The sequence below is a fragment of the Maricaulis sp. genome, from assembly GCF_015665295.1.
Classification (GTDB): Bacteria; Pseudomonadota; Alphaproteobacteria; order Caulobacterales; family Maricaulaceae; genus Maricaulis.
On the sequence record NZ_JADFAJ010000025.1, the window covers coordinates 104,899 to 129,725 of the forward strand.

Here is a 24,827-nt window from a genome sequence, read left to right on the forward strand (position 1 = left end):
ATCTACCCCGCCTGCGCCGCTTCCAGCTTTTCTTCCGCCTCCAGCCAACTCATCTCCGCGGCATCCAGCAGTTCGACGGCTTTGGCGCGCTTGATCTGGAGGTCGGTCGCGGTCTTGGGGTCTTTCTGGTAGAGGCCGGGGGCGGCGAGGCCCTTGTCGATGACGGCGATGATGCCACGCAGGCGGTCGGCTTCCTTTTCCCAGCGGGCGATCGTGTCGCGCAGCGGTTTGAGCGCCTTGCGCTGATCGGCGGCCGAACGCCGGGCGACACTCTTTTCGTCGCTGGCGGCGGTCTTTTTCTTCGGTCCATCCTTCGGGGCGCGGCCGAGCAGGGACTGGCGATAGGTCTCGATATCCTCGTCATAGGGTTTGACCGTGCCATCGCCGACCACCCAGAGCCGGTCGACGCAGCTCTCGATCAGATGCCGGTCGTGCGAGATGAGGACGACGGCGCCTTCATATTCATTGATCGCCTGGATGAGGGCGGCGCGGCTGTCCATGTCGAGATGGTTGGTCGGCTCGTCGAGGATCAAGAGGTGCGGGCCCTCAAAGGTGATCAGGTTGAACAGGAGGCGCGCCTTCTCGCCGCCCGACAGCGTATCGGCCGGGGTCTCCTGGCGGTCACCGGGCAGGCCGAAGGTCGCGAGTCTGGACCGGCGCTGGGCCTCGGTGGCGTCCGGCATCAGCTCGATGATGTGCTGGTAGGCCGACATGTCCGGTGACAGGCTGTCGATCTGGTGCTGGGCGAAATAGGCGATCTGCATCTTCTTGTGCTTGCGCAGATGCCCCTCGAGCGGATCAAGCCGGTCGCACAGGAGTTTCGCCATGGTCGACTTGCCGGCGCCATTGCGGCCGAGAATGCCGATCCGGTCCTCGGTGTCGATATTGAGCGTGACGTCGCGCAGCACCGGCTTGCCGGGTGCGTAGCCGGCCTGGACATTGACCATGCGCACGATCGGCGGCGCCATGCGGCGCTGCGGGCTGGGGAAGTTGAAGGGCGCCACCGGGTCTTCGACCTGGGTCGCCACGATCTGCATCTTCTCCAGCCGCTTGACCCGGGACTGGGCCTGCTTGGCCTTGGACGCCTTGGCCTTGAAGCGGTCGACGAAGGATTGCAGATGGCGCCGCTCGACCTCCTGCTTTTCGACCATCTTCATCTGCAGGCGTTGCCGCTCTGCCAGCGCCTTTTCGAAATCATCATAGCCGCCATCCCAGACGGTCAGCTTGCCGTTCTTGAGATGGGCGATCTTCTGCATCGCCCCGTTCAGCAGGTCGCGGTCGTGCGAGATCACCAGGGCGGCGCCGGGGAAGGTCTTGAGGTAGCTCTGCAGCCACATCACGCCTTCCAGGTCGAGATAATTGGTCGGCTCATCCAGCAGGAGAAGGTCGGGCCGGGCGAACAGGGTGGCCGCCAGGGCGACCCGCATGCGCCAGCCGCCGGAGAACTCGCGGCACGGGCGGCGCTGCTCCTCGCCGGTAAAGCCCAGACCCGCCAGGATGGAACCGGCGCGGGCCTCGGCGGTGTGGCTGTCAATGTCGGCCAGCCGAGTCTGGATCTCGGCGATGCGGTTGGGCTCGGTCGCGGTCTCGGCCTCGGCCAGCAGGGCGGCGCGCTCGGTATCGGCGGCCATCACCACGTCGATCAGGCTGTCATCGCCGCCCGGCGCTTCCTGGGCCACCGAGCCGACGCGGGCGCCTTTCTGCACGCGGGCCTCACCGCCCTCGGTCGCCGCCTCGCCACGGATCAGGCGGAACAGGGTCGACTTGCCCGTCCCGTTACGCCCCACCAGACCCATCTTGGTCTTGGCCGGCAGGAAGAGGGTCGCCTGATCAAAGAGCATCCGCCCTTCAATGCGATAGGTGAGGTCATTGATGTGCAACATGGGAGAAGCCGCGTAGCGCGGCTTGTGGTGCCGCGCAAGCGCCGCTATAAGCCGCGCGAATCCACAGGCCGGGTGTGTGCCCGGACAATCACAGTTTCAGTCTCAAGGACTTCTCCCATGGCGATCCAACGCACCTTCTCCATCATCAAGCCCGACGCCACTGCCCGTAACCTGACCGGCGCCATCAATGCCAAGATCGAGGAAGCCGGCCTGCGCATCATCGCGCAGAAGCGCATCCGCCTGTCGCGCGAGCAGGCTGAAGGTTTCTACGGCGTCCACAAGGAGCGTCCCTTCTTCAACGATCTCGTCACCTTCATGATCTCCGGCCCGGTCGTGGTCCAGGTCCTCGAGGGCGAAGACGCCATCGCCAAGTACCGCACCGTGATGGGCGCGACCAATCCGGAGCAGGCTGACGCCGGCACGATCCGCAAGGAATTCGCCGAGTCGATCGAAGCCAACTCCGTGCATGGTTCCGACGCTGAAGAGACCGCCGCGCAGGAAATCCCCTTCTTCTTCTCGGACGACGAAATCGTCGGCTAGGCGAAGCGGCAAGTGCAGACAAGAAGGCCCGGCTTTTCAGCCGGGCCTTTCTTTTTTGTGCAAGTGCGGGTGCGCCAATCTGCGACGCGACCTGACTGCGCCTGATAATCGGTATGAGGGCGCGTGCGATGGATGTGGCTGATCCTTTCGGCCTGATCGGTCCGGCCTGAACCAAGCCGCAGCGAGGCCCTTGCGTCAGGCGGGGACGCGGCAGACGATGGCGCGCCCAAGCGCCGGAGAGCTGCCATGACCGATCTTGCCCGTCTCGTCCAAGCCCTGCCCAAGGCCGAGCTTCACCTGCATCTGGAAGGCTCGCTCGAGCCGGAGCTCATGTTCGAGCTGGCCCGGCGCAATGGCATCGATATCCCCTACGACTCCGTCGAGGCGATCCGCGCCGCCTATGATTTTTCCAATCTGCAGGACTTTCTCGACATCTATTATGTCGGCATGAATGTGCTGGTGACCGAGGCGGATTTCTTTGATCTCACCTGGGCTTACCTCACCCGTGTCCACGCCGAGAATGTCCGCCATGTCGAGGTCTTCTTCGACCCGCAGGGCCATACCGATCGCGGCATCGCCTTTGACACCGTGGTCGCGGGCATCACCCACGCGCTCGACAGGGCGAAGGCTGAGTGGGGGCTGAGTTCAAAGCTCATCCTGTGTTTCCTGCGTCACCTCTCCGAAGAAGCCGCCTTTGAAACGCTGGAGATGGCCAGGCCGCATCTCGACCGCATTGACGGGGTTGGCCTCGACAGTTCCGAGCTCGGTCACCCGCCGTCGAAATTCCAGCGCGTTTTCGAGGCCGCCGGTGCGCTTGGCCTCAAGCGGGTTGCCCATGCCGGTGAGGAAGGTCCGCCCGCCTATATCCACGAGGCGCTCGACCTGTTGAAGGTCGACCGGATCGACCATGGCAACCGGGCCCTGGAAGACGGCACACTGGTTGCCCGTCTCGGTCGCGAGCAGATGACGCTCACGGTCTGCCCGCTGTCCAATCTTCGCCTGTGCGGCATTGCCCGGCTCGAGGATCACCCCTTGAAGCGCATGCTTGCACTGGGCCTGCGCGCCACGGTCAATTCCGACGATCCGGCCTATTTCGGCGGCTATGTGAATGACAATTACATCCGCACCGCCGAAGCGACCGGCCTGACCGCTGATGAGATCGTCGAGCTGGCGCGCAATTCCTTCCGCGGCAGTTTCCTGCCAGCCGACGAGATTGCGCGCCATCTGGCCGAGATCGACGCCGTCGTTGAGACGGTGGGCTAGTCCGCCACGCGATTGCGGATCAGATCGACCAGCTGGTCCAGTACGACATCGTCGGTGCCGCGCAGGTCCGGCATGTCCAGCGCGATGTCGGGCGTGACAGGATGCGACTCCGAGACGCCGTCGGGACGAATGATATGCGCCTTGGGATAGGCAACGCGAATGCCGGTCGTGTCGAGGCTGAAGGTCTCCATCGCGCCGTAGGTTGTGGCCATGTCCGCCGTGGTCTCGCCAACAATGCTGCCGAAGCCGTAGTCCTGGACCATGGCCGCCACCGTCACCGCGTTGGAAAAACTGTAGCGGTTGACCAGTACATAGACCGCGCCGTCAAACCGGTCGCCGGACGGGCGAGGCTCGGTCCAGGGCAGATCGATCTCGATCAACGCGCCATCGGGCGATTGCGCGTAAAGCTCGGCATAAAGGGCTGACATGCCGCCGGGCGTCTCCATCGCATCCAGCCGGGCCTGGTTGGCTGCCGTGCTTTGCGGGCTGACACGGACGGTGAAATGCGAGGCAAACCGGAAAGGCCGGTCCGCGATCCAGGCCAGCATCGGATCGGAAAAGGAATTGTCGCCGCCTGGATTGTCGCGCAGGTCGATGATCAGCGTATCGGCGCTGGCCGCCTGGAAATCCGCGAAACTCTCATCCACAAACGCGACAAAGCCGGTCGGGTCCCAGACATCACCCCCGGGCATCGTGTTGTAGAACGGGCCGGGGCGCAGATAGGCGATGTCATCGCCGATCAGCCGGGCTTCCTGCGTATCGAGCCTGAACTGTGGGGCGCCCACGAAGCCGGCAATTTCCATCTCCTCGCTGTTGCGGAAGGGAAGGGTGATGCGGGATTGGCTGCCATCGGCATGGCGGACGTCCAGCGAGGCCGTGTCGAGCTCGGGCCATTCCTGCCACACCAGGCGGCGCAGCTGGAATTCCAGCAGGGTCTGTCCGAACCGCGGCGTTTCGGCCGAGACATGGCGCAACAGGCGCGGCATCCAGACCGTGTTCGGCATGCCGTTGAAGGCGAGAATCTCGTCGCCGGGCTGCAAGGCGCCGACCCCGGAGGCATGGCTCTCTACCAGAACCCGACCGGCGCGAATGGAGATGTTCACGGGCAGGACGCGCCCGCCGGCTTCGCGATAGGCGCCATAGTCGCGCCCGTCGGACTCGATGCGCGCATGGGCATGGCGGGCGAGGGCGGTGAAAGTCTGAAACGCGCGCTCGATCTCGGTACGGGGCAGGGGTGCGTTGAAACCGGCGCGGATCTCGGCGTGATGCCGGTCCATGACGGAACGCGGTGTAGCCGCGAACAGGTCGACATGCGCCGCCTGCAGGCCGGCATAGAGTTGATCGAATTCGGCGCGGATGATGTCCGGCGCGAAAAGCCGCTCGACGGGGTCCGGATCCGGGGCGGGCGGCTGGGCCTGCACGGGCGCGGTCGCGAGCAGGGCAAGACAGAGGGTGAAGCGCTTGATCATGTGAGGTTCCCGTGGCTTGTTTGGGAGGGGGCTTGCCCTCGCGAAGACGCTGCGGTCGCGCGCAGTTTTTCACCATGACGAAGATTTCCCGTCTGTCTGACTTTTTTCTGACCGGGGAAAAGGGGTCTTTCCTTCAATGCCTTACAGAAAGCCTTTCCTGCTTGGCGATTGGCGCGTCACGCCGGCGTCCTGTGAAGTGGCGGGGCCGGGCGGCGTCCAGGAAGTGGAACCCAAGGTGATGGACCTGCTCTGCCTGCTGGCGGAGGCCGGTGGCGAGGTGGTCACCCGTGAGACGGTTTCCGAGCGGATTTGGCCGGGTGTCACCGTCAATGAGGATGCGATGGGGCGCTGCGTCTGGAAACTGCGTCGCGCGCTGGGTGATCCGGCCCGCAATCCGCGTTATGTCGGCACAGTGCCCAAGCGCGGCTATCGCCTGCTCGAGCCCGTTCGCGCCATGCCGGTAAGCGCTGCGACGATGGCGCGGGTGGTGCCGAACTGGATCTGGGGCGTGCTGGGAGCCTTGCTGATTCTCATCGCTTTTCCGGCTTTCTGGCTGGTCCGCAATGAGGTCGCCGCGACGACCGCGCCGGCGAGCCGGGCGCTGCAGCTGGTCGACCGGGCAGAGGGCTTCTACTACCAGTTCGAGTTCGACTCCAATGAAGCGGCCATGCGTCTGTACGAGGCCGCGCTGGCGCTTGAGGCTGACAATCCTGCGGCGCTCGCCGGGTTGGCCAATACCATCACCCAGCGCGTGATCCGCGGTGATGCGGCCAGCTGGGCGAGCGAGCTTGGCACGTCACGTATCGGTCAGGCTGTCGCCACAGGCCTTGGCTCACAGCCCGACGCGGCGCGGCGCCTGGCGCGCGCGGAGGCGCTTGCGCGCCGGGCCGTGGCAGCGGAACCGGATTACGCGCTGGGCTATCGCGCCGTGGGCCTCGCCCTGTCCGCGCAGGGGGCGCTGGACGCCGCCATCGAGGCTTACAACCAGGCGCTCACCATCGACCCTGACGCCTGGGAGGCCTGGATAAACCTGTCCGACCTGCACAGGATCCGCGGCGACGACGCGCTGGCCCTGACCTATCTGGAGCGCGCCTATGAGGCGATGGGACGGGTCTATGAAACCCGGACCGTGCTGGTGCGGCCCTGGTACAGCCCGACCGGCCTGCTGATCGCGCGCCGACATGCCGAACGCGCCGATCCCGTGACCGCCGAGCTCTGGTATCGCCGGGTGCTGTACTGGGATCCCTACAATCGCGACGCCATGGCCGAGCTGGCCGCCCTGCTGCGAAGCAATGGCGACGGCTCTGCTGCGGATGCCCTGTGTGCCGAAGGCATTGCCCGCATCGGCGATCCGACCCTGTGCGAGCCGCGCTGAGCCAGACCTTTCGGCTTCGGCTTCGGACGCAGCGTATTCGGACGGGGTGCCCGAGCCTCGCCGGGCAGGCGCCGAGGCATGTCTCGAGCGGCCATTCATCGGGTCTGCCAGCGTATGTAATTATGTTGCTTGCCCGGGGTTTCACCATATTGTTGCGCGCATGAGTGGATGTGCACGGCACCGGGTCGTCTCGACACGTCATCGATACGACTGGGACTCGAAATGTTTCTGAATTTCATGCAGTTGCCGGCGAAGGCGTTCGCCGCTTGCCTGGCCATGGCGATGTTTCTCGATGCGGCCGCCGAGGCCCAGAATTTCCCGCAGAGACGCGCTTACCCGCAGTTGGGTCAATCGCTCACCTATGACGACCTCATCGCGTGGATTGACGCGCTGGACTGCGATTTTATCGTCAATACCCGTCCGGATTCGCGTGACGCGCGGGTCCAGATGGCCCGGACCAATCGTTTGGACCAGCCCGGCGTCTGTGTCGCTGAAAGACGCCTCGCCGAAGCACTGGCCGCGCAGGCCCACCGCGACGGTGGTGCCTGTCGTCGCTGTGATTTCCGCAACTGGAACGGCGCCCTGATCGGTGGGGATTTCGATTTCACCGAGAGTGTTTTCAGTCGCGCCCAATTGGCCAACGACGATTTCGCGAATGCCAATCTCACCCGCGCCGTTTTCGATTACGCCAACCTGACCGGCGCGAGTCTGGCAGGCGCCAATCTGAGCCAGGCCAACCTGTCGAACGCGAACCTCGCCGGCGCGAATCTCACCGGGGCCATTCTGACCGGGGCCAATCTGACGGATGCCAACCTGTCCGGCGCCAACCTGCGCGGCGCCCAGCTCGGCGGGGCCAATCTGCAGCGCGTCAATCTGCAGCGCGTGCAAATGGATATGGCCACCCGGCTGGATGACTGGACGGGTCTCGATCTGCGCGGGGCGAGCCTCACCCGCATGCATTTCTTTCAGTTCGATTTTCGCGGCGCCCGGATGAGCGGAGTCGACTTCACCGGCTCCATACTGAGCGGTGCGAACTTCTCCGACGTCGATCTGACCGATGCGAATTTCAGCGGCGCCAATCTTCGCTCCACCATTTTCGTCCGGTCCAACCTGACCGGAGCCAACCTGTACCAGCAATGGCTCAACGATACCCAGTTCGGCGACACCATACTGACGCGGGCCAATATGAATGAGATCACGCTGGGCAATAATCAGCTGATGCGGCTGCAGATGTCCCGCGCCACCCTGGTTGGCGCCAACCTCGCCGGGGTGAACCTGTTCCGGGCCAACCTGGCCGGGGCCGATTTCAGCCGCGCCAATCTGAACCGCGCCGATCTGTCGAGCACGAGCCTGATCGAGGCCAATTTTACCGGCGCCAACCTGACCGGCGCGGTATTCGGTCATGCCGACATGAGCCGCGCCAACATCGCCGATGCGGATCTGACCGGGGCCAATCTCACGGCCGTTCAGAACATCGCCAGCATCATCATGAGCGAGCAGACCATCTTCTGTCGCACAGTTGGCTATGACGGCAGTGTTTTCAGCTATACCTGCCCGAATGTCAGGATTGAGGTGAGATAGGCGGTAAGGCCGCCCCCGGGCGCCTAGTCCTCTGACCCCGGCTTTCGCCGCAGCGACTTGGTTTTGGCTTTCTGGGCCTTGGCCGCTTTCACGCGCCTGATCGAGGCGAGGGAGGGGCGGGCTTTCTTGCGCGGTTTCGGGGCAATCAGGGCCTTTTCAATCAGCGCCCGCAGCCGGTCGCGGGCATCCGCCCGGTTGCGCTCGCGCTCGCGATAGGTCTCGGCCCGGATCACAAGGGCGCCATCCTTGGTCATCCGCGAGCCGGCGAGGCGCGCAAGGCGCCGTTTGGCGGCTTCGGGCAGGGAGGTGTTGCCGGCGAGGTCGAAGCGCAGCTGGACGGCGCTTTCGGTCTTGTTGACATGCTGGCCGCCGGGACCGGAGGCGCGGATGAAGCGCTCCTCGATCTCGGTCTCGTCAATCAGGATGGTGTCAGCGATCAACATGTCCGGCCTCGCTTGCCTGCCCCTTCATGCCGTGTTTGCAGGCATGCCCGCAAGGCCTTGCCGTCCTTCAGGCGGTGGTGGCCAGGAGGAAGCAGCAGCAAGAGGTCATGGCGCCCACTGTCCTCACATGGTTCCAGCCGGTCCAGCGGCTGACATAGTCAGGCCAGTAGGCGGCGGTGGCCTGCGCGTCGCCCGCCAGGCTCTGAAGCCGGGTATTCATCGGTACATTGCAGGTCAGTGTGGACAGCATGACGAGGACGATGTGGCTGACCGCCCCGAAACCGAACCAGACCGCCATGCCGTGTCGTTCCAGCAGGAAAGCGGCAGCCGCCAAGGCCAGGGCAAGCAGGGGAAGGGCTTTGAGCATGAGCAGGAATTTCGAGCTGTAGACAGACCGGTTGATGCCGCGCATGGCCTCGGCTCCGGCTCCGGCAGGGGCTCCGGCAGCGACGCTTGCCGCTGCCAGTCCCCGCATGATGAAGTCGGAAAAGGCGAAGAAGATGCCGGCGACAAGACCGGCGATGAGGCCCAGACCGAGGGCGGCGAGTGTCAGAATAGTCATTTGGCCGTTTCCGATTCAGCGGCTTTGGACGTCCATGCATCGCCAGGCAGCGAGGCTGCAAACTCTGCAAAGCTGCGCGGCTTGCGGCCGAGGGCCCGTTCGACGCCGTCGGTGGTGGCAATGTTGCGCCCGTCCAGCACGGTGCTGAACAAATAGTCGAGCAGCCAGATATGGTCTTCAGGCAGCCCGGCTTGGCGGGCGCCGTGCAGAAATTCGGCATGAGGAATGTCGATGTGGGTGACCGTGTGGCCGGCCTGCGCCGAAATCAATCCGGCGAGCGCGCCGAATGTGAGCGATTGCGGGCCGGTGACTTCATAGAGTGCGCCATCATGCGCCCGTGTCGTCAATGCAGCGGTGGCGATATCCGCAATGTCACGGGCGTCGATAAAGGGTTCGGGCGTCTGGCCGACGGGCAGCGGAATCTCGCCTGCCCCTACCATGGGCTGGAAGGCGCCTTCCGTGAAATTCTGGAAGAACCAGCTGGCACGGATGATGGTCCAGCGCAGCCCGCTCCTGCGCACGATGTCTTCGCAGGCTTGCGCTTCGGTTTCGCCGCGTCCCGAGAGCAGGACCAGCTGCTGCACACCTGCCTGGCGGGCTGCGGCCACGAACGCGGCGATATCCGCCGATGCTCCGGGAACGGCGAGGTCGGGCGCATAGGCAATGTAGGCGGCGCGGACATTTTCCAGTGCATGGGGCCAGCCGGTGCGGTCTTGCCAGCTGAATGGCCGCTCGGCCGTGCGCGAGCCCTTCCTGACCGGATGGTGGGCGGCCTGCAACTGGTTGACGATATGGCGACCGGTCTTGCCGGTGGCGCCGATGACCAGGATGTCGGTCGGGGCGGATAGGTGGTGCATCGAATTCTCCGTTTCTTGACGCGGTGTAAACTTTACGTCGCGTCAAGTGGCATGGGCTTGACATCGTGTCAAGTGACGGCGCAGGTTTGGGCTGTCGCCCGGCAGGCGGGTCGGGGCAGTGGGGACATGCACAGATGCGAGAGGACGGGAGCTCGACGCGGGACAGGATCCTGCAGGCGTGCTGGCAATTGCTGAAGCAGGGGTGTGGAGGTCAAACCCGCATGACGGATGTCGCGAAGGCAGCCGGCGTCAGCCGACAGGCGGTCTACCTGCATTTCGCCAACCGGGCCGAGTTGCTGATCGCGGTCACGCACTATGTTGATGCGCGCAGCGATATTGATGCACGGCTGGCGGCCAGCCGCTCGGCTTCATCCGGTCTGGAGCGACTGGATGCCTTCATCGAGGCTTGGGGGAATTACATCCCGGTCGTCCATCCGGTTTGCCGCGCATTGCTTGATATGGCGCCCGGTGACGAGGCCGCGCGCCTGGCCTGGGACGACCGGATGACCGCCCTGCGGGACGGATGCGAGGCGGCGGTCAATGCCCTTGCAAGCGATAGTGTCCTGTCCGGCCAGCATACCGCGATCGCGGCAACCGACCTGCTTTGGACATTGCTGTCGGTGCGCAATTGGGAACAGCTCGTGGAGGTCTGCGGCTGGGCGCAGGCGGATTATGTCGCGGAAATGAAGCGTCTCGCGCGATTGGCGATCGTCACGCCGTCCTGAGCCGGCCTGGCACATGAACGCGGCAGCTCCGGCGATCAGTCGTGCGGATTCATCAGCAATTCAGCTCCGAATTCACGGACTTGCAGGCGGACCCGTTCGCCGGCGACACGGGCCTTGCCGGAACAGGCGAGAGCGACGCACTGGGCGTAAAGGGCGTGTTCGGCCTGTAGCACACGCGCCGACAGCGTGTCCGGCGTATCGCCCGGCAGGACAGGCACGGCGGCCTGGCCGATGATCGGTCCGTCATCCATTTCCGGACGCACATAATGGACCGTGCAGCCATGGATCCGCACACCCGCCTCCAGCGCCCGCTCATGCGTGTGCAGCCCCTTGAAGGCCGGCAGCAGGGAGGGGTGAATATTGATCAGCAGGTCGCGCCAGCGTTCGGTGAACCAGGGCGTCAGGATGCGCATGAAGCCGGCCAGGCAGACAATCCGTGCGCCGTACAGCCTGATCGTCGAGTCGAGGGCTTCCTCAAAGGATTCCCGGTCATCAAACTCGCGATGATTGACGACTTCGGTTTCGATGCCGGCAGCGCGGGCGATTTCGAGCCCGGCGGCGTCAGGATTATTGGACGCCACGAGCACGATCTCGGCCGGAAAGTCTTCGTCCTGGGCCGCTTCGATCAGGGCCTGCATGTTGGAGCCGCGCCCGGAGATGAGCACGGCGATCTTGGTCTTCGCCATCGTTGTGCCTCTCGCGGTCAGGCTTGCTGGAGTTCGCCGATGATCATGGCGGTCTCGCCGGTCAGCGCAAGCGCTTCAATCGTCGCATCCACCTTGTCGGGTGCAACCGCGAGCAGCATCCCGATGCCGCAATTGAAGGTGCGGTGCATTTCATGGGCGGAAATCCCGCCCGTCTCGGCGAGCCACTGGAAGACCGGCGGCAGGGTCCAGGCGCTGTAGTTGATGACCGGGACCAGATCATCCGGTGTCATGCGCGGCGGGTTCTCCACCAGCCCGCCACCGGTGATGTGGGCAAGACCGGTCACAAGGCCCGACTTGATCAGCGGAAGACAGGATTTCACATAAAGCCGTGTCGGCGCGAGGAAGGCCTCGCCCAGCGTCTGTCCGGGCGCGAAGGGGGCCGGGTCGGACCAGTCGAGACCGGCCAGTTCGATGACCTTGCGGACGAGCGAAAAACCGTTGGAGTGGATGCCCGAGGAGGCGAGGCCGATCAGCACATCGCCGGCGGCCATCCTGTCATGGTCGGGCAGGAGGCGGCCGCGTTCGGCCGCGCCGACGACAAAGCCGGCGAGGTCGAAATCATCGCCCTCATACATGCCGGGCATTTCCGCCGTCTCGCCGCCGATCAGGGCGCAGCCGCTTTGCTTGCAGCCGGTCGCAATGCCGGAAACAATGGCTTCGCCACGGGCGGGGTCGAGCTTGGCGCAGGCCAGATAATCCAGGAAGAAAAGCGGTTCGGCGCCCTGGGCCAGAACGTCATTGACGCACATCGCCACCAGGTCGATGCCGACCGTGTCGACCTTGCCGGTTGCGATAGCGAGCTTGAGCTTGGTGCCGACCCCGTCAGTGCCGGAAATCAGGATCGGATCGGTATAGCCCGCCGCCTTGAGGTCGAAGGCACCACCAAATCCGCCCAGATCGGCTGCGGCACCGGCGCGGCGCGTCATGGCAGCCAGCGGCTTGATGCGATCGACCAGCGCATCCCCGGCGTCGATCGAGACGCCGCTGTCGGCATAGGTCAGCCCGTTCGGGCGATCATCGTTTCCGGTACCGGACATGCCGTTTCCCCAACTCTGCAAAAACAGGCGCGGTGTATGTCGAAACACGCCCCTGAGGCAAGCCGCGGGCTTCACGCCCGACAGCGGGCGGTTATAGTGCGCCCGAAGCCCAAGTTACAGGAGTCGCCGCCGTGCGTTTCATTCTAGCCGCGCTTGTTCTCAGCCTCGCCTGTCTGCCGGCAGCCCTGGCGGACGACCCCTACACGATCGAGGGGGTCGCCATCGACGCCACCGCAGACAATGCGCTGCAGGCCCAGACCGCCGCCATGCGGCAAGGTCAGCTGGCGGCCGCGCGCCGCCTGGTCGAGCGCCTGACCCTGGCCGAGGATCGCGCGGGCACTGCGCTGGAGCTCGAAGCGCACATGAACGAGGCCGGCGAACTGGTCTCCGGACTCGCCATCGACGAGGCGATCATTGCGGAGATGATTGCCGGTCTGGAGATTTCCAACGAACAGCGCAGCGCAACCCGCTATCTCGCCGAGCTGGACGTGACCTTTGACCCGCGCGCCGTGGGGCGGGTGATGGCGGCTTACGGTGTCCCCTATGTCCAGTCGCAATCACGTCCCATGCTGGTGCTGCCGGTCATGGAAACCGGCGCCGGCTTTGCGCTGTGGGAGGCCAATCCCTGGCGCGCGGCCTGGGAGGAACAGGATTTCGGTCATTCGCTGACGCCGGTCATGCTGCCGCCGCAGTCCGCCCCTTCGACCGCCCACCCGATCTCGGCGCGCCAGGCCCTTCAACTCGACGAGGAGGCGCTGCGCAATACGGCGCTGATGTACGGCATCAACCGGATCGCGGTTCTGCGGGCCGGCGAGCGCGAGGGTATCCGCCGCTTTGGCGGCTATCTGGTCAGCTTCGACGGGACGGGCGAAATGACTGCCGACACCTGGGGGCCGCAAATTGTCTATGGCGGCTGGCGCGACGCGGCGAGGGCGTTCGTCACCGATCGCGAGGAGGCGTGGAAACGCCGCTCGGTGGTGCGTGATTTCGAGACCAGCGCGCTTCGCGTCACGGTGCTCTATAATGGCCTGGACGAATGGCGTCGGCTGGAGACGGCGCTCAGCCGGGCCTCGCTGGTTGAGGCGGCGCAGCTGGATGCGCTGTCGCGCGACGGCGCCCGCATGAATGTCGAGTATCGCGGCGATTTCGCCCAGCTGGTCTCGGAACTTGCCGAGCGCGGCGCGACGCTGGAAGAACACCCCGGGCTGGGCTGGGTGGTATTGTCGGCCCGCTGAATGGCGTGAGCGCGATGAAGATGTCTGTGACACCACAAATGGCGCTGGACCTGCCGGCGCGCGAGGATTTCAGCGAAGCGGCCTTTATTCTCGGTCCGTCCAATGCCGGTGCACGCGACGTGCTGGACCGGCCGGGCGACTGGCCGCGCAATGTCATGGCGCTCGTCGGTCCGGAAGGGTCAGGCAAATCGCATCTCGCGGCGATCTGGGCGATGCACAATGACGCGCTGATCGTGCCGGCCCCGGCGCTGGCGGGGCATTTGTCCGATCGCCCGGCGCAAGCCCGGCTTGTTGTTGAGGACGTGGATCATGGCATTGACGAGGACGCACTCTTCCACCTCCTCAATCGCGCCGCCGAAGGCGAGATTCCGGCCATGTTGCTGACCGCGCGCATTTTGCCGGCGCACTGGTCGGTGCGACTGCCCGATCTGGTCTCGCGACTGCGGGCGCTGGTACATGTCGACCTGCATGAGGCCGATGACGAGCTCCTGACCCGCATGATGCAAAAACAATTGGCCGACAGGGGCGCACCGGTGCGGCCCGGCGTGATAGACTATCTCCTGCCGCGGATGGAGCGATCCGTTGCGGCCGTGCGCCTGCTCGCCGAACGCATGGACAAGCTGGCGCTCGTCAAGAAGACCCCGATCACCCGCGCCATCGCGCGCGAAATCCTGGACAGCTGGACTGAGACTGGAGACGCGGCATGAATGCTCCTGTGGATGACCTCGCCGAAATCGAGACGCTGATGCAATCGCCAACCCGTTTCCTCAATCGGGAACTGTCCTGGGTCCGCTTCAACATGCGCGTCCTCGACGAGGCCGCCAATCCGCATCACCCGGTCTTCGAACGGCTGCGCTTCCTGTCGATTTCGGCCAGCAATCTGGACGAGTTCTACATGGTCCGCGTCGCCGGCCTTCGTGCCCAGGTCCACAACGGCGTCAGCGCGACCAGTATCGACGGTTTGACGCCGGCCGAGCAGCTGGAGAAAATCCACGCCCTGGCCGGTGAGTTGATGCTCCGGCAGCAGGCCCTGTGGCGCAAGCTGCGTATCGAGATCGGCAAGGCGGGCGTCAAGGTGCTGGAGGCACACCAGGTGTCCAAGACCGATGAAGCCTGGCTGCGCGGCGATTTCCTCAAGCACACCTTGCCGGTGATCACGCCGCTGGCGATCGATCCGGCGCACCCTTTCCCCTTCATCCCCAATCTCGGTTTCGCTCTGGCCCTGCAGCTGCGCAAGAAGGGGACGGGCAAGATGATGAATGCGCTCATTCCGCTGCCCAGCGGGGTCAAGCGCTTTGTCGAGCTTCCGACCCGGCCGAGCCGTGACGGAAACCGTCCGGCGCGCCGCTACATGACGCTGGAAAGCGTGTTGACCATGTTCGTCGATACGCTGTTTCCCGGCCATGAAGTGGTCGGCAAGGGCAGTTTCCGGGTCATCCGCGACAGCGATATCGAGGTCGAGGAAGAGTCCGAAGACCTGATGCTGGAGTTCGAGAACCTGCTCAAGCAGCGCCGGCGCGGCGTCATTGTGCGGCTGACGCTGGACGAGGGCATGTCACCGGCCTTGCGCAATCTCATCGTCCAGCACCTGCATGCCGGACCGCAGGACATCGTGCCGGTGAGCGGGCTTCTCGGCCTGTCCCAGGTCAGCCAGCTCATTCCGGATGATAGGGCCGAGCACAAGTTCGTGCCCTACGAGCCGCGCTATCCCGAGCGTATCCGCGATCATCGCGGCGATTGTTTCTCGGCGATCCGGGAGAAGGACATCATCGTTCACCACCCGTATGAGAGTTTCGATGTGGTGGTCGAATTCCTGCGCCAGGCGGCGGCCGATCCCGATGTCATCGCGATCAAGCAGACGCTCTACCGAACCTCCAAGGACAGCCCGATCGTTGCCGCCCTGATCGAGGCCGCCGAAAGCGGCAAGAATGTCACCGCCCTGGTCGAGCTCAAGGCCCGTTTTGACGAGGAGGCGAACCTGAAATGGGCCCGCGATCTCGAGCGCGCCGGCGTGCAGGTCGTCTATGGTTTCATCGAGTACAAGACCCACGCCAAGATCTCGCTCGTGGTCCGCCGCGAAGGCTCGGACCTGCGCACCTATGCGCATTTCGGGACCGGCAATTACCACCCGATCACTGCACGCATCTATACCGACCTGTCGCTGTTTACCGCCGACCCGGCCTTCGGTCGCGATGCGGGACGCGTCTTCAACTATGTCACCGGCTATGCCCGGCCGGACAATCTGGAACGTCTTGCGGTCTCGCCGATCGGGATGAAGGAAGCCATTCTCGGCCATATCGAGCAGGAGATCGCCAATGCGGGCGAGGGTCTGCCCGCCGCCGTCTGGGTCAAGATGAACTCGCTGGTCCATCCGGAAATCATCGACGCGCTCTACCGCGCCAGCCAGGCCGGGGTCCGCGTCGAACTCGTGATCCGCGGCATTTGCTGTCTGCGTCCGGGGATTCCGGGGCTCTCCGACAATATCCGCGTGAAATCGATCGTCGGCCGCTTCCTCGAGCATTCGCGCATTGTCTGCTTTGCCAATGGCAAGGCCATGCCGTCGCCGGCGGCCAAGGTCTATATCTCCTCGGCCGACTGGATGCCGCGCAATCTCGATCGCCGGGTCGAGCATCTGTGTCCGATCCAGAACCCGACCGTGCATCGCCAGGTGCTCGACCAGATCATGGTCGCCAACCTCAATGATACCGACCAGTCCTGGTACATGGACGGCAAAGGCGATTATCGCCGCGTTGATACGGCCAATGTCGACAGGCCTTTCAGCGCGCATGCCTATTTCATGACGAACCCGTCCCTGTCGGGGCGGGGGCATGCGCTCAAGAATGACCAGCCGCCCGTCCTCACAGACAGTAATGGCTGACCGGAATTGACCAGCCAGCTGACGCCCTCCGATTTCCTGGCCGAGCAGGCCATACACCGCGATATCGCGGTCATTGATGTCGGCTCGAACTCGGTGCGACTGGTTCATTTCCGGGTCGAGGGACGCTCGCTCTGGCCGATTTTCAACGAGAAGGTCATGGCCGGTCTCGGACGCGGCGTGCATGACACCGGCAAGCTGCACCCGGAAGGCCGGGATATTGCCCTGCGCGCGCTCAAGCGATTCCAGCGACTGCTCGATGCCAAGGGGGTGAGCGACCGCCATGTGGTCGCCACGGCCGCCATTCGCAATGCCAGCGACGGGCCGGACTTCATTGCCGAGGTCGCACAGCGAACCGGACTGCGGGTGCGGGTCCTGTCCGGTGAGGACGAGGCGCGTCTGTCCGGCCTGGGGGTCGGCGCCGGCATTCCGGACGCCAAGGGCATGATGGGGGATCTGGGCGGATCGAGTCTCGAGCTCACCGCCATGCATGACGGCCTGCCCGGGCGCGGTGTGACCACGGCGCTGGGCCCGCAGGAAATTCTTGATGACGGTCCGATGGACGAGGCCGCGGTTATCGAGGCGATCGACGCACAATTGCTGGCGTCCGATCAACTGACCGGGCAGGGCGGCGCCTTCTACGCGGTCGGGGGCGCCTGGCGGGCGCTCGGCCAGCTCGCCTTTGCCCGCTTTGCCTATCCGCTCAATGTCGTTCATGAGTTTTCACTGACCGCCGCCAGAGCAGACGAGTTGGCTCGACTGGCGACCCGGCTCAGCCCGGCCTCCCTGCGGGGCACGCCGGGCCTGTCCTCGCGGCGGGTCGCGACTTTGCCCTACGCGGCGCTCCTGTTGCGCCGGATCATGCTTCATGGCCGCTTCGAGCGCCTGGTCTTCTCGGCTTTCGGGGTGCGCGAAGGCGTGCTCGCCTCCGGCCTGCCGCCGGCGCTTCTGGCCCAGGACCCGCTGATTGCCGGCGCCGAGGCGATGGCCCGTCCCAATGCGCCGACGCCGGATTTCGGTCGCGCCCTGGCGCGCTGGCTGGTGCCGGCCTTCGGGGCGCTGGAGACGGCCTTCGGCGATGCCCGCGACCAGGTTCTGCACGAGGCGGCAACGCGGCTGACCGATCTGGGTGCCCGTCACCATCCCGACCACCGGGCCGACCTGGCCCGCGGCAGTGTGCTCTATGCCCCCTTCGCCGGGGTCAATCATGCCGAACGGGTCTTCCTCGCCGCCGCGATCCATTACCGCTATGCCGGGCGTCGCAGCGTGCTGGAGGACAATCCGATCTTCCACCTGATCAGCGAGGAGCAGCACAATCTCGCCCAGATGCTCGGCCTGTCGCTGCGCCTGGGCGCCAAGCTGTCGGGCCGCTCGCCGGCCCTGCTGGACCGCTATTCACTGAGCGTCGAGGCTGATGTCATCCGGCTGGAAGTCGATGAAAGCGTGCGCGATCTCTATGTCGAACGCTCGGTCTCCCTGCTCGACCAGCTCGCGGCAGCGGTCGGCCGGACGGGTGAGGTGGTTTACGTGACCGGACGGGGAGGCCGCGCGTGAGCCCTATCGACAGCTATCCGCACCAGCTGGACGCCTCACGGTCAGCCCTCAAGCACGGTCATTTCGACAACAAGCTGCTCCCCGCGCCGAACGCCCCAACCTGCGCCTATCGCGGATAAGCGGTTCACGCGGCGGAGCCGGCGACCGGGGCGGTAGTGGGAGCACCACTTGCCGATCAGGCGTCGCGCCCGCGGCGCCGATGATCTGATGGATCGCGCGAAGCGGTCTGACGACCCAGCCTCAGCCCTTCGTCTCGACGATCACGACCTTGCCGTCCTTCAGCGCCAGCGCCATCTCGCCGCGCTTGAGCTTGAGGGCGGGTTCGCCGAACACGTCGCGGCGCCAGCCGGTCATGGCTTCGACATCGGCCTTGTCGTCGGCGGCGATCTTTTCCAGATCCGGCATGGTGGCGATCAGGCGCGGGGCCACGCCCTTTTCGTCAGCGACGAGCTTGAGGAAGACTTTCAGCAATTCCACCGTCGGACCCAGGCCCTGGGGCGGCGGGGCCGGCTTTTCGACCTTCGGGGCATAGGCCTCGGGATCGGCGAGGGCCTCGGCCATCTTGTCGAACAGGCGACGCGCGGCGCTCGAGCGCTCGAATCCCTTGGGCACGGCGCGCAGGCCGGTCAGCTGTTCCGGCGTGGTCGGGGCGACACCGGCGATCTCGTAGAGCGCATCATCCTTCATGACGCGCTGGCGCGGCATGTCTCGGGTCTGGGCTTCGGTCTCGCGCCAGGCAGCAGCGGCGCGCAGGGCGGCGACCCATTTCGGGGTGGTCTTGCGCAGCTTCATGCGGCGCCAGCTCTCTTCCGGATCGAGCCGGTAGGTTGCGGGGCTGGTGAGCGTCTTCATCTCCTCGGCCAGCCATTCGGTGCGCTTCTTCTTCTCCAGCCGTTCGACCATGATCGGGTAGAGATCGCGCAGATGGGTGACGTCGGCGATGGCGTATTGCGTCTGGGCATCGCTGAGCGGCCGGCGTGACCAGTCGGTAAAGCGCGGGCCCTTGTCGATCGGTCTGTTGAGGAGTGTACGAACAAGCGCGTCATAGGCGATGGAATCGCCGAGACCGAGCGCCATGGCCGCGACCTGGCTGTCGAACATCGGGCGCGGGATGAGATTGTCGCCACCCTTGTGGAAGAAGATTTCCAGATCCTGGCGGGCCGCGTGGAAGACCTTGATGATGCGCTCGTCGGCCATCAGCTCCCAGAAGGGCTCGAGGTCGATACCCTCGGCCAGCGGGTCGATGATGACCTCGGTGTCACCGGCTGCGGCCTGGATCAGGCAGAGCTGCGGCCAGTAGACCGTCTCGCGCATGAACTCGGTGTCGACAGCCACATAGGGGTGCTGGAGGAGGGCGTCACAGGCCGCTTCGAGGGCCTCGGTCGTCGTAATCATTGTCATGAAGCGGCCCTTTAGCGCGGACCGACGCCTTTGGCTATCGTTTCGGCCAGCCGGGCACCGATTTCCCGGCTGGCCGATGCGGACCGGACCCAGGTCCTGCGGGTCAGGCCGGTGCGCCGCGACGCAGGTTGAGGCGCCACAGGATGAACAGGACGGCGAGGGCGGAGATGAAGGCAATCATCAAGAAGGCCATCTGGATCGGCAACTGGATCAGCGAGATCGCCGCCAGGGTAAACTGGCCCAGCGTTGCCGTGGCCGCATTCATGATCCCGCCGGCCGCCAGCAGCCGCCCGCGCATTTCGGCCGGCGCCCGGCGCTGGGCCATCGCCTGCAGCGGCACCACGAACAGGCCGGCCGAGATCGCTGCAAGTCCCAGATCGGCGAGGATGCGCCAGTTGGTCTTGTCCGCAAGGAAAGCGTCGGCTGCGATCAGCGCTGCGCCTTCCGGCACGACGGGATTGGACCAGGTGATGACGGCGACATCGGTGGTGAAGACGACCAGGCCGATCGCGCCGGTTATCGAGAAGGGCAGGGCATCGCCCTCGCCCGACAGGGCGCCGCACAACAAAGCGCCGATTGCCGCGCCGATGGTGAAAAGGGCGCTGAACAAGAGGACCACGCTCTCGTCGGCGCCGAGGATGGAGGCGGTGAAGACCGGCATCAATGTGATGATCGAGGCCGCCAGCATCCAGAACCAGGCCGCGCCCAGCAGCGGCCGCAACACGTCCGGGGCCCTGAAGGCATAGGACAGGACGCGAAAGGTCTCGCCGATGAAGTTGAGGCTGAGCGCCATGTCCGGTCTGGCCGCGCGCGCTTCGGGCAGGCGGCGGATGGCCAGCCAGCCGACAACCGCCATGGCCACCAGGCCCAGACCGACCAGTTCCGGTCCGAAGGGCCGCATGACCAGCCAGGTGCCCAGTCCGATCCCGAGCAGGACCGAGACATTCAACAGGCCGGACAGCATGGCATTGGCCGGCACCAGTTCGCGTGGGGCCAGCAGGGTCGGCAGGGCGGAATTCTTGGCCGGAGTGAAAAAGGCCGATTGCGCGCCCATCAGGAAGAGGGCGACCATCAGCAGAAGCGGCTGTTCGATGAAGAAGGCGAGGGCGACGATCAGCATCAGCCAGATCTCGGCGAATTTGGCAAAACGCATGATGCGGGTGCGGTCGAACTTGTCGGCCATCCGTCCGGCAATCGCCGAGAACAGGAAGATCGGCAGGGTGAAGAGCGAGGCCGCGATCGGCACCATCATGTCGCGCTCGAGATCAAACAGGGTCAGCCCGCCAAAGGTCACCAGGGTGACCAGGGAATAGCGGAAGAAATTATCGTTGAAGGCGCCGAGCGACTGGGCGAGCAGAAGCGGCAGGAAGCGGCGCTGGGTGACCAGCCGGGCAGCGATCTTGGCACTCATGAGCGGGCCTCCTTGTCGGCCTGGCCCTCGGCTTCGAGGGCGCGGGTGCGGGTTTCAATCGTCATCTTGAGACGCGGCAGGAAATCATCGCGCGGCAGGCCGGGCGGAATGTCGTCGAGAAACTCGATCACCGCCGGACCGGGATGTTTCTGCCAGCGGTTTTGCGGCCAGCGCAGGCCGGTATTGGTGGCGACCGGAACGACGGTTCGGCCGAGCGTTTCGTACATCAGGTGCACGCCCTTGCGATAGCGATAGCTCTCGCCGACTTCCGGCAGGCGGCCCTCCGGATAGATCAGCAGCGGGCGCGGATCATCGGCCGCGCGCTTGATGGCCTCTTCCAGCGCGCCCTGGGCGCCGGTCAGGCCGGGCGAATTGACCATGGTCGCTCCGGACGTCCGCACGATGCGGCCGATCAGCGGAAACTTGCCGATCTCATTGCCGATCACGAAATTGATGTCGCCCATGATCGCCATCATCAAGAAGCCGTCGGCCCAGGACTGGTGCTTGGCGGCGATGATGACCGGGCGTCCCGCTGGCACCTTGCCGCGCACCTCGACCGGCGCGCCAAGCACGGCGTGCATCAGGGTACGCACCGCGCGGCACCCGGCCCGCATGACCGCCTTGAGGCCGCGCGTCCAGGGTGTGAGCGCGACCAGCCAGGCGACCAGGGCAAAGCCGATCAGCACCGGCCAGAACATCAGGTTGAAGACAAGCGAACGCATAGGATCCTCCCCGGATCATGGCGCCGGTCTGCGGCTTACGCGCAGATCCGGGCCGTGCCTGTCATTGGGCGGGTTTCACCGTGCGATGCTTTGCCGGAGGTGGCAAATTCGGCTTCGAGCGCGCGCGAGCGGGTTTCCACCCTGTCCTGCAGCTCGGCCAGATCGGCATCGCGGTCGGCGCCGGGCTGGATCGGATCGAGAAATTCGATCACGGCCGTGCCCTTGTATTTGGTCCAGGCCTGTTGCGGCCAGCACTGGCCAAGATTGGTCGCAACCGGAATGATCGGGCGATCCAGCGCCCGGGCCATGTGCCAGACGCCGGCGCGAAAGCGCATCCCGCTGCCGACGGCGGTCAGATGGCCTTCCGGATAGATCAGGACCGGGCGCGGGCGACCTTCGCCCTGCGAGCGGACAATGCCGGCCATCAGGCTCTCGCGAGCTGCCGGCCCGCCCTGGTTGGACAGGATGATGGCGCCGCAGCGCTTGAGCACCCAGCCGATCAGCGGGAATTTCAGCATGTGGTCGCCGCACACGAAGTTCACATCACCGCACTTGGCCATCATCACGATGCCGTCGCCCCAGGACTGGTGCTTGGCGCCGATCACGACCGGCTGGTCCTTCGGCGGGGTGCCGCGCACCTCGACCCGGATGCCGCACACGAGCCGCATGAGGATCAGCGTGGCGCGGGCATAGGAGCGCAGCCCGTGCATCAGCACGGTGCGGCCCGGGATCAGCGCCAGGATGGCGCAGACAATCGCGTAGAGACCGGACAGGGACCAGTAGGCGATATTGAAGATGAAAGAGCGCATGACGCTTGTCCTGTCGTTCGCTGGAATTCGGGTGAGGGCGCTTACGAGCGCAACACGGCCATGATGCCGCGGGTGAACTGGTCGATATGCTGGGAGAGCGGGCGATCAATGCGGCCATAGAGGCTGTATTCGGCCGCCTGCATCACCACGCCCAGCGCCATGGCCGAGCGCAGCTCCGGATCGCCCTCGGGGATCTCGCCGCGTTTCATCGCCTGGGCAATGCAATCGGTCATCAGATCGGACGGGTCGGCGCCGCCATCACCGGAGGCTGCGATGAAGTAGTTGCGATGGGTCAGGTGGTAGGTGAATTGCGCCGGGTCCTCGTCGGCCAGGGTGCAATAGGCGGTGACCAGGGCGCGGGCGATCTCCTCCAGCGAGGCATTCGGCCTGAGATGGCTGGCGACCATGTCCAGCAGCTTCTTGTGGATCGCCTCGAACATCAGCCGGGCCAGCGCGTCCTTGGATTTGAAATGGCGATACATGGCGCCATCGGAAATCGTGCAGGCCTCGGCGATCTGCTTTATCGAGACGCCGTCCATGCCGTGGCTGGCAAACAATTGCAGCGCGGCGCGTTCGATCCGCGCCTTGGTGGTACCGGTTTTGGCGGTCACACCGATATTCGGGTTGGAGCCGTCAAACAGGCCCTCACGCAGCATTCCGGTCATGTCCTACCCCTTCGAGACTGTAAGTGAATGATCATTTACACGTCGTATAGCCGGGGTGCGGGGCAGGCGCAAGTGAATAGTTACTTACATCCCGGATTTCTGCTGGCGGTGGGGAAGGGAGGGCCGCCGGACCAAGGCCCGGAGGGGCTGGCGCCGTCTGTCATTCGCCTCAAAACAGGGAAAATCCGCGCCTGAATGCGCCCATGCAAGACTTTGAATACGTGTCCCGAATTCAAATATTCCCTTGCTGCACAGGCTAATCCGGCCGGCCCATTAGCGAATAATTTAATATTACCGCGTAGCTTTACCGTACCGAACGGCCATTGAGACCAACCGAAAACAGGTTGGCCAGGCCGGATCCGGTGGTGGATAGCAGAAGCGTGGGGAGCCAAGAAATGGCTACGATCAACACCAATGCGGGTGCCATGGTGGCCCTGCAAAGTCTCAACCAGACCAATCGTGACCTGGAAACCGTCCAGGCCCGGATCAATACCGGACTGGTCGTCGGCTCGGCCAAGGATAATGGCGGCGTCTATGCCATTGCCCAGTCGATGCGGGCCGATGTGCGCGGCTACTCAGCCGTGAGCCAGTCGCTCGATCTGTCAGCCTCGACCGTCGATGTCGCCCTGGCCGGCGGCGAAGCGCTGTCGGACCTGCTCGTCGAGATGAAGGAAAAGGCGCTGGCTGCGTCCGACAGCTCGCTCGACCAGGCGTCGCGTGATGCCCTGAACGAAGACTTCAAGGCGCTGCGCGACCAGATCGGCAAGATCGTCGAAACAGCCGAGTTCAACGGAACCAATCTCATTGACGGCTCGAAATCACAGATCTCGGCCCTCGCGAATGCCAATGGATCGTCGACCATCACGATCGCGGCGGAAGACCTGTCGCTGGGCGGTGGTGTGGTCACCCTGGCGGCAACGGCCTCTTTCGCCTCGGCCGGTGATGCCGGCACCCTGGTGGCGACGATCGAGACCTCGCTCGACAATCTCAACGCCTCACTGGCCCGTCTCGGCACCGGCTCGAAATCGCTGGGCGTGCACAAGGCTTTCGTCGGCAAGCTGTCCGATGCGCTGGAGAAGGGGATCGGCAATCTTGTCGATGCCGACCTCGCGAAGGAAAGCGCCAATCTCCAATCCCTCCAGGTCAAGCAGCAACTCGGTGTGCAGGCGCTTTCCATCGCCAATTCCGCACCGGCGACCATACTGGGCTATTTCCGCTAGGCGCGGAGCCAACGAACAACATCTTTCTGGTGGCGCGGCCCGCGAGGGCGTGCAACTGGGGGCGCTCCGGCGCCCCCCTTTTTTGGCTGGGTGCAGGATGGGGACAGGTACAATTAACGTGCGACGCTAATTGTACCTGTCCCCATTTTCATCCGAAGGGCGGGACGAAGGGGTGACGCCTCAGGCGGCATGGGTCTTCCTCGCTTGTGGCCCATCCTCGCTCCGTTCGGTCCGCCTTGCTTCTCCCCCACCGGGGAGAAGTGGCCCGCAGGGCCGATGAGGGGCGGCGCGTGAGCGCCTATCGAGATTCCCTTTTGCGCCGCGTCGCGGCGCGCCCCTCACCCCCTGCGCGCTTCGCGCTCCGGGACCTCTCCCCGGTCGGGGAGAGGCATGTTATCCCACGTTTCATCGCCCTAATGCACTGTAAAGGCGAGACTTCCCGGAAACCTTGTCCGCCCCCGCCCGTTGCCGTCCCATAATCCTTGCCGTTCCC

The 24,827-nt window shown here is 64.9% G+C and carries 23 protein-coding genes; 11 read left to right on the forward strand and 12 right to left on the reverse strand.

The window, feature by feature from the left end:
* Positions 1-2: 2 nt before the first annotated feature.
* Positions 3-1,883 (reverse strand): ABC-F family ATP-binding cassette domain-containing protein, encoded by a 1,881-nt coding sequence (locus QZZ02_RS11975; protein WP_291844738.1) that lies wholly within the window; start codon positions 1,881-1,883, stop codon positions 3-5.
* Between the two features lie 117 nt (positions 1,884-2,000).
* On the opposite strand from QZZ02_RS11975, the gene ndk reads away from it, so the two are divergent.
* Positions 2,001-2,423, forward strand: coding sequence for a nucleoside-diphosphate kinase (ndk, locus tag QZZ02_RS11980; protein ID WP_291844741.1), 423 nt, complete (start codon positions 2,001-2,003; stop codon positions 2,421-2,423).
* A 246-nt stretch (positions 2,424-2,669) separates the two neighbouring features.
* Positions 2,670-3,686 carry an adenosine deaminase gene (locus QZZ02_RS11985; RefSeq protein WP_291844744.1) on the forward strand — a complete coding sequence of 339 codons (1,017 nt, stop codon included), beginning with the start codon at positions 2,670-2,672 and terminating at the stop codon, positions 3,684-3,686.
* On the opposite strand, the gene QZZ02_RS11990 is transcribed toward QZZ02_RS11985, so the two are convergent.
* On the reverse strand, positions 3,683-5,155 hold the full coding sequence (locus QZZ02_RS11990) for a S41 family peptidase (protein WP_291844746.1): 1,473 nt from the start codon (positions 5,153-5,155) through the stop codon (positions 3,683-3,685). The two genes, QZZ02_RS11985 and QZZ02_RS11990, sit on opposite strands and share 4 nt — an antisense overlap.
* Before the next feature lie 136 nt (positions 5,156-5,291).
* On the opposite strand from QZZ02_RS11990, the gene QZZ02_RS11995 reads away from it, so the two are divergent.
* Together QZZ02_RS11995 and QZZ02_RS12000 are read left to right on the forward strand one after the other, a co-directional pair.
* Positions 5,292-6,530, forward strand: a complete 1,239-nt coding sequence (locus tag QZZ02_RS11995; RefSeq protein ID WP_291844747.1) for a winged helix-turn-helix domain-containing protein — start codon at positions 5,292-5,294, stop codon at positions 6,528-6,530.
* 222 nt (positions 6,531-6,752) lie between these two features.
* A complete protein-coding gene (locus QZZ02_RS12000; protein ID WP_291844748.1) occupies positions 6,753-8,111 on the forward strand; it encodes a pentapeptide repeat-containing protein in 1,359 nt (452 codons plus the stop codon).
* A gap of 23 nt (positions 8,112-8,134) precedes the next feature.
* On the opposite strand, the gene arfB is transcribed toward QZZ02_RS12000, so the two are convergent.
* The 3 genes from arfB to QZZ02_RS12015 all read right to left on the reverse strand — a co-directional run bounded on the left by arfB (position 8,135) and on the right by QZZ02_RS12015 (position 9,973).
* On the reverse strand, positions 8,135-8,554 hold the full coding sequence (gene arfB, locus QZZ02_RS12005; protein ID WP_291844749.1) for an alternative ribosome rescue aminoacyl-tRNA hydrolase ArfB: 420 nt from the start codon (positions 8,552-8,554) through the stop codon (positions 8,135-8,137).
* 67 nt (positions 8,555-8,621) lie between these two features.
* Positions 8,622-9,116, reverse strand: a complete 495-nt coding sequence (locus QZZ02_RS12010) for an anthrone oxygenase family protein (RefSeq protein ID WP_291844750.1) — start codon at positions 9,114-9,116, stop codon at positions 8,622-8,624.
* Entirely contained in the window at positions 9,113-9,973 is an 861-nt protein-coding gene (locus QZZ02_RS12015) for an NAD(P)H-binding protein (protein WP_291844751.1), read from the reverse strand. The genes QZZ02_RS12010 and QZZ02_RS12015 overlap by 4 nt, the downstream gene beginning before the upstream one ends.
* Positions 9,974-10,107: 134 nt before the next feature.
* On the opposite strand from QZZ02_RS12015, the gene QZZ02_RS12020 reads away from it, so the two are divergent.
* On the forward strand, positions 10,108-10,698 hold the full coding sequence (locus tag QZZ02_RS12020; RefSeq protein ID WP_291844752.1) for a TetR/AcrR family transcriptional regulator: 591 nt from the start codon (positions 10,108-10,110) through the stop codon (positions 10,696-10,698).
* A 35-nt stretch (positions 10,699-10,733) separates the two neighbouring features.
* Here the strand turns inward: QZZ02_RS12020 and purN are convergent, their stop codons facing one another.
* Positions 10,734-11,384 carry a phosphoribosylglycinamide formyltransferase gene (gene purN / locus QZZ02_RS12025; protein ID WP_291844753.1) on the reverse strand — a complete coding sequence of 217 codons (651 nt, stop codon included), beginning with the start codon at positions 11,382-11,384 and terminating at the stop codon, positions 10,734-10,736.
* 17 nt (positions 11,385-11,401) lie between these two features.
* Positions 11,402-12,442, reverse strand: coding sequence for a phosphoribosylformylglycinamidine cyclo-ligase (purM, locus tag QZZ02_RS12030; protein ID WP_291844754.1), 1,041 nt, complete (start codon positions 12,440-12,442; stop codon positions 11,402-11,404).
* Between the two features lie 131 nt (positions 12,443-12,573).
* On the opposite strand from purM, the gene QZZ02_RS12035 reads away from it, so the two are divergent.
* From QZZ02_RS12035 to QZZ02_RS12055, 5 genes are read left to right on the forward strand one after another with little or no spacing between them, the layout of a single operon-like run.
* Entirely contained in the window at positions 12,574-13,677 is a 1,104-nt protein-coding gene (locus QZZ02_RS12035; RefSeq protein WP_291844755.1) for a DUF2066 domain-containing protein, read from the forward strand.
* 14 nt (positions 13,678-13,691) lie between these two features.
* On the forward strand, positions 13,692-14,384 hold the full coding sequence (locus tag QZZ02_RS12040; protein WP_291844756.1) for a hypothetical protein: 693 nt from the start codon (positions 13,692-13,694) through the stop codon (positions 14,382-14,384).
* Positions 14,381-16,555, forward strand: coding sequence for an RNA degradosome polyphosphate kinase (locus QZZ02_RS12045; RefSeq protein ID WP_291844757.1), 2,175 nt, complete (start codon positions 14,381-14,383; stop codon positions 16,553-16,555). The genes QZZ02_RS12040 and QZZ02_RS12045 overlap by 4 nt, the downstream gene beginning before the upstream one ends.
* 6 nt (positions 16,556-16,561) lie before the next feature.
* Positions 16,562-18,106 carry a Ppx/GppA family phosphatase gene (locus QZZ02_RS12050; protein WP_291844758.1) on the forward strand — a complete coding sequence of 515 codons (1,545 nt, stop codon included), beginning with the start codon at positions 16,562-16,564 and terminating at the stop codon, positions 18,104-18,106.
* Positions 18,103-18,225 (forward strand): hypothetical protein, encoded by a 123-nt coding sequence (locus QZZ02_RS12055; protein ID WP_291844760.1) that lies wholly within the window; start codon positions 18,103-18,105, stop codon positions 18,223-18,225. The genes QZZ02_RS12050 and QZZ02_RS12055 overlap by 4 nt, the downstream gene beginning before the upstream one ends.
* A 121-nt stretch (positions 18,226-18,346) precedes the next feature.
* Here QZZ02_RS12055 and rnd read toward each other — a convergent pair whose 3' ends face one another.
* The 5 genes from rnd to QZZ02_RS12080 form a co-directional block, all read right to left on the reverse strand.
* Positions 18,347-19,507: a ribonuclease D gene (gene rnd / locus QZZ02_RS12060; RefSeq protein ID WP_291844762.1), complete on the reverse strand. Its 1,161-nt coding sequence runs from the start codon at positions 19,505-19,507 to the stop codon at positions 18,347-18,349.
* Positions 19,508-19,610: 103 nt separating this feature from the next.
* Complete coding sequence (locus QZZ02_RS12065; RefSeq protein ID WP_291844764.1) at positions 19,611-20,918, reverse strand: MFS transporter; 1,308 nt, start codon at positions 20,916-20,918, stop codon at positions 19,611-19,613.
* The gene (locus QZZ02_RS12070; RefSeq protein WP_291844765.1) at positions 20,915-21,640 is read right to left on the reverse strand and encodes a 1-acyl-sn-glycerol-3-phosphate acyltransferase; all 726 of its coding nucleotides are present in this window, start codon (positions 21,638-21,640) and stop codon (positions 20,915-20,917) included. The genes QZZ02_RS12065 and QZZ02_RS12070 overlap by 4 nt, the downstream gene beginning before the upstream one ends.
* A gap of 35 nt (positions 21,641-21,675) precedes the next feature.
* On the reverse strand, positions 21,676-22,449 hold the full coding sequence (locus tag QZZ02_RS12075; RefSeq protein WP_291844766.1) for a lysophospholipid acyltransferase family protein: 774 nt from the start codon (positions 22,447-22,449) through the stop codon (positions 21,676-21,678).
* A gap of 41 nt (positions 22,450-22,490) precedes the next feature.
* A complete protein-coding gene (locus tag QZZ02_RS12080; protein ID WP_291844767.1) occupies positions 22,491-23,114 on the reverse strand; it encodes a TetR/AcrR family transcriptional regulator in 624 nt (207 codons plus the stop codon).
* A 395-nt stretch (positions 23,115-23,509) separates the two neighbouring features.
* Here QZZ02_RS12080 and QZZ02_RS12085 point away from each other — a divergent pair, with 395 nt between their 5' ends.
* Positions 23,510-24,334, forward strand: coding sequence for a flagellin (locus tag QZZ02_RS12085; protein ID WP_291844768.1), 825 nt, complete (start codon positions 23,510-23,512; stop codon positions 24,332-24,334).
* The last annotated feature ends 493 nt before the right edge of the window (positions 24,335-24,827 follow it).

Excerpts from the sequence above, each read along its gene's own strand:
- QZZ02_RS12020 (WP_291844752.1), top strand. The coding sequence starts at position 10,108 with ATGCGAGAGGACGGGAGCTCGACGCGGGACAGGATCCTGCAGGCGTGC.
- rnd (WP_291844762.1), bottom strand. The coding sequence starts at position 19,507 with ATGACAATGATTACGACGACCGAGGCCCTCGAAGCGGCCTGTGACGCC.
- QZZ02_RS12075 (WP_291844766.1), bottom strand. The coding sequence starts at position 22,449 with ATGCGCTCTTTCATCTTCAATATCGCCTACTGGTCCCTGTCCGGTCTC.
- QZZ02_RS12045 (WP_291844757.1), top strand. The coding sequence starts at position 14,381 with ATGAATGCTCCTGTGGATGACCTCGCCGAAATCGAGACGCTGATGCAA.
- purM (WP_291844754.1), bottom strand. The coding sequence starts at position 12,442 with ATGTCCGGTACCGGAAACGATGATCGCCCGAACGGGCTGACCTATGCC.
- QZZ02_RS11990 (WP_291844746.1), bottom strand. The coding sequence starts at position 5,155 with ATGATCAAGCGCTTCACCCTCTGTCTTGCCCTGCTCGCGACCGCGCCC.
- QZZ02_RS12000 (WP_291844748.1), top strand. The coding sequence starts at position 6,753 with ATGTTTCTGAATTTCATGCAGTTGCCGGCGAAGGCGTTCGCCGCTTGC.
- arfB (WP_291844749.1), bottom strand. The coding sequence starts at position 8,554 with ATGTTGATCGCTGACACCATCCTGATTGACGAGACCGAGATCGAGGAG.
- QZZ02_RS11975 (WP_291844738.1), bottom strand. The coding sequence starts at position 1,883 with ATGTTGCACATCAATGACCTCACCTATCGCATTGAAGGGCGGATGCTC.
- QZZ02_RS12080 (WP_291844767.1), bottom strand. The coding sequence starts at position 23,114 with ATGACCGGAATGCTGCGTGAGGGCCTGTTTGACGGCTCCAACCCGAAT.
- QZZ02_RS11985 (WP_291844744.1), top strand. The coding sequence starts at position 2,670 with ATGACCGATCTTGCCCGTCTCGTCCAAGCCCTGCCCAAGGCCGAGCTT.
- QZZ02_RS12040 (WP_291844756.1), top strand. The coding sequence starts at position 13,692 with ATGAAGATGTCTGTGACACCACAAATGGCGCTGGACCTGCCGGCGCGC.
- QZZ02_RS12015 (WP_291844751.1), bottom strand. The coding sequence starts at position 9,973 with ATGCACCACCTATCCGCCCCGACCGACATCCTGGTCATCGGCGCCACC.
- purN (WP_291844753.1), bottom strand. The coding sequence starts at position 11,384 with ATGGCGAAGACCAAGATCGCCGTGCTCATCTCCGGGCGCGGCTCCAAC.
- QZZ02_RS12065 (WP_291844764.1), bottom strand. The coding sequence starts at position 20,918 with ATGAGTGCCAAGATCGCTGCCCGGCTGGTCACCCAGCGCCGCTTCCTG.
- QZZ02_RS12010 (WP_291844750.1), bottom strand. The coding sequence starts at position 9,116 with ATGACTATTCTGACACTCGCCGCCCTCGGTCTGGGCCTCATCGCCGGT.
- QZZ02_RS12070 (WP_291844765.1), bottom strand. The coding sequence starts at position 21,640 with ATGCGTTCGCTTGTCTTCAACCTGATGTTCTGGCCGGTGCTGATCGGC.
- QZZ02_RS12085 (WP_291844768.1), top strand. The coding sequence starts at position 23,510 with ATGGCTACGATCAACACCAATGCGGGTGCCATGGTGGCCCTGCAAAGT.
- QZZ02_RS11995 (WP_291844747.1), top strand. The coding sequence starts at position 5,292 with ATGCCTTACAGAAAGCCTTTCCTGCTTGGCGATTGGCGCGTCACGCCG.
- ndk (WP_291844741.1), top strand. The coding sequence starts at position 2,001 with ATGGCGATCCAACGCACCTTCTCCATCATCAAGCCCGACGCCACTGCC.